Source organism: Achromobacter maghribensis, assembly GCF_057334215.1.
Genome location: NZ_JBHFII010000063.1, coordinates 65,556 through 68,437 on the forward strand (window position 1 = coordinate 65,556; position 2,882 = coordinate 68,437).

A 2,882-nucleotide genomic window follows, 5' to 3' on the forward strand; every position below is an offset into this window, starting at 1 on the left:
GAAGACGGCCGCGCCGGCGTGCGCGAATCCCGGGAAACGTCAGGCGCCCCCAAGCGCCTGATCACTGGCGTCGCGCTTACTTCTTGAAGACAGGCTTGCCAAGTGCGAGGTTGCTCGGTGCGATGGTGACAAGCTTGCCGTCCTGCCACTGCATCACGTAGAACGTGGACGCATTGTTCTGGCCGTCTTCGCCGAACTCGAACGCCCAGCCGTTGGCGGTCTGGCCCGCCGGCTTCTTGTAGGCCAGAACCGCTGCGCGGATCTTGTCCTTGTCCGTCGATTTGGCGTTGCCGATGGCTTCGAAGAACGCCTTGGCGCCCACGTAGTTGGTCAGGCTATGGCCGGATTGCGGATCGCTCTTGTAGGTGGACTTGTAGGCTTCGAGGAACTTGTCCAGGCCCGGCGCGCCGGCCGGGTTGATGGACGACTGCGGGAAGTCCAGGTCGAACACGCCGTTCATGTCGGCGCCAACCGCCTTGGCCGTATCGGCCAGCGAATAGCCCCCGCCCGCGCCGATCACGACCTTGGGCTTGAAGCCCGCGGCGCGCGCCTGGCTGAAGAACAGGATGGCGTCGTTCTGGTAGGCCGTTTGCAGCACCACGTCGACCTTGGCGCCCTTCAGGCGCAGGATCAGGGACGACAGGTCCACGGTCTTGGCCGAGTAGGGCAGCACTTCGGCCACCGTGTAGCCCAGTTCCTGGGCACGCTTCTTTTCGGTAGCCGCCACGTCGGTGCCATACGGCCCGTCTTCGTGGATGATCCCGATCTTGATGTCCTTGGGATTCAGCCCCATGCCGGGGGCGATAGTGTCATGCAGCGCGTTGACCACCGACACGCCATACAGCGCCGTGTTGGGGTTGCTGCGGAACAGGTACTTGTAGCCGCGCGTGGTGATTTTGTGGGCGGTGGCGCCCAGCTCGAAATAAGGCACGCCCGCCAGCTCCGTCACGGGCGACGCCGCGTACGAAATGCCCGATGCGTAGCTGCCGAACACACCGACCACATTAGCCGAGATCAAACGCTTGGTTTCCGACACGGCTTGCGTCGGATCCACCGCGTCCGCCTTCACGATTTCGATCTTCTCTCCGTTGACCCCGCCGGCGGCGTTGATCTCGTTCACGGCCAGTTCCAGGCCGCGATAGCTCTCTTGCCCAAGCAGCGCAAGCGCGCCGCTGAACGGGAAGAGGGCGCCCACTTTCATGTCGGCCGCTGCGGTGCCGCTTGCCAAGACGCCGCACACGCCCAGCGCCAAAATAATCTTATTGAACTTGAACACGGTCTACGCTCCTTTGTCGGTATGGGATGCGGACTGTTTTTAGTGGTGTCCGTCTTTTTTAAATATATGATATATGGGCCGGGCAGGTACGAAAACCCCGCCTTGGATTCTAGTTGGGGTCACAGCAAGCCGAATCGGGGAATTCCCTAAAGCCGCATGAATAAAGCCTTAGCGGCCGATGGCGCCTGAAATCAAGCGCAATATTCCGTCAGGCGAAGGTACCTTTCCTGGCATGGTTGGCGCCAGCAAAAGTCAAGAAATTACCGCGCCAAATCATATATCCTATATCATCTGGAACACGCCTTTCCATAAAAATCCAGGAGACAAAAGCATGTTCGAGGAAGTCGATTTCGCCGGAAAACGGGTCCTGATCACCGCCAGCGCGGACGGTCTGGGCCTGGAGATGGCCAAGGTCTTTCACCACGCCGGCGCCACGGTTTTCGTGTGCGACGTGAATGAAACGCGTCTGGCCGCGTTACCCGCCGAATTGCCGGGCGTGCATACCGCCGTGGCGGACGTGTCGGACGAGGACAGCGTGGGCGCGCTCTTCAACGCGGTCAAGCAAAAGCTGGGCGGGCTGGACATCCTGATCAATAACGCGGGTGTGGCCGGGCCCACGGGCTATGTCGAAACCCTGTCCAAAGCCGATTGGGACCGCACGCTGGCCGTGAACATCACGGGCCAGTTCCTGTGCGCGCGCCAAGCCATCGGCATGTTGAAAGCGTCCAAGGCCGGCGTGATGATCAACCTTTCGTCCGCCGCCGGCCACCTGGGCTTCGCTGGTCGGTCGGTGTATTCCGCATCCAAGTGGGCGGTGATCGGGTTCACGAAGTCGTTGGCGATTGAATTGGGGCCGCATGGAATCCGGGTCAACGCCATCCTGCCCGGCGCCGTCGAAGGCCCGCGCATCCGTGCCGTCATCGCGGCCAAGGCCGACACGCTTGGCCGCCCGGTGGACGAGATCGCGGCGCAGTACGAGAACCAGGCCGTGCTGGGCCGCATGGTCACGGCGCGCGATATCGCCAACATGGTGCTGTTCAACGCCAGCGAAGCTGCCCGAAGTGTCACCGGGCAGGCCATCGTGGTGGACGGCTTCACGCAGAAGCTCTACTGATGGGGGCCGGCCGCGAGGCGCGTTGCGCCGCCATCATCGGAACGGGGCTGATCGGCCAGGGATGGGCCATCGTGTTCGCGCGCAAGGGCTGGAATGTGCGCCTATATGACGTCAACGCGGCCATGCTGGCCGAGGCGCGAGCCCTGATCCTGCAACAGCTGCATGAACTGGAAACGCAGGGTTTGTTGACGGGCGCAGACGCCATCATCGAACGTGTACAGGTGGCCGACAGCCTGGCCGATGCGGTAAAGGGGGCGTGCTACATCCAGGAGAATTCGCCGGAAAAGGTCGAGATCAAGCGTGCGTTGTTCTCGGAACTGGACGCGGCAGCCGACCCCGATGCGGTCATCGGCAGTTCGACGTCCAGCATCCCCGCCAGCCAGTTCACCGAGCATCTGGCTGGCCGCCATCGCTGCCTGGTCGCGCACCCGGTCAACCCGCCCTACCTGATCCCCGTCGTGGAGCTATGTCCCGCGCCCTGGACCAGCGCCC

Annotated in this window: 3 protein-coding genes; 2 read left to right on the top strand and 1 reads right to left on the bottom strand. The window is 62.6% G+C overall.

Going from position 1 to position 2,882, the window contains the following annotated elements:
* Positions 1-76 precede the first annotated feature (76 nt).
* Positions 77-1,276, bottom strand: coding sequence for an ABC transporter substrate-binding protein (locus ACE039_RS29635; RefSeq protein WP_105557999.1), 1,200 nt, complete (start codon positions 1,274-1,276; stop codon positions 77-79).
* Positions 1,277-1,607: 331 nt separating this feature from the next.
* Between ACE039_RS29635 and ACE039_RS29640 the strand changes: the two genes are divergently transcribed.
* Positions 1,608-2,390 (top strand): SDR family oxidoreductase, encoded by a 783-nt coding sequence (locus ACE039_RS29640; protein ID WP_485824127.1) that lies wholly within the window; start codon positions 1,608-1,610, stop codon positions 2,388-2,390.
* A partial coding sequence (locus ACE039_RS29645) for a 3-hydroxyacyl-CoA dehydrogenase NAD-binding domain-containing protein (protein ID WP_485824128.1) occupies positions 2,390-2,882 on the top strand: 493 nt, incomplete at its 3' end. The genes ACE039_RS29640 and ACE039_RS29645, both read left to right, overlap by 1 nt.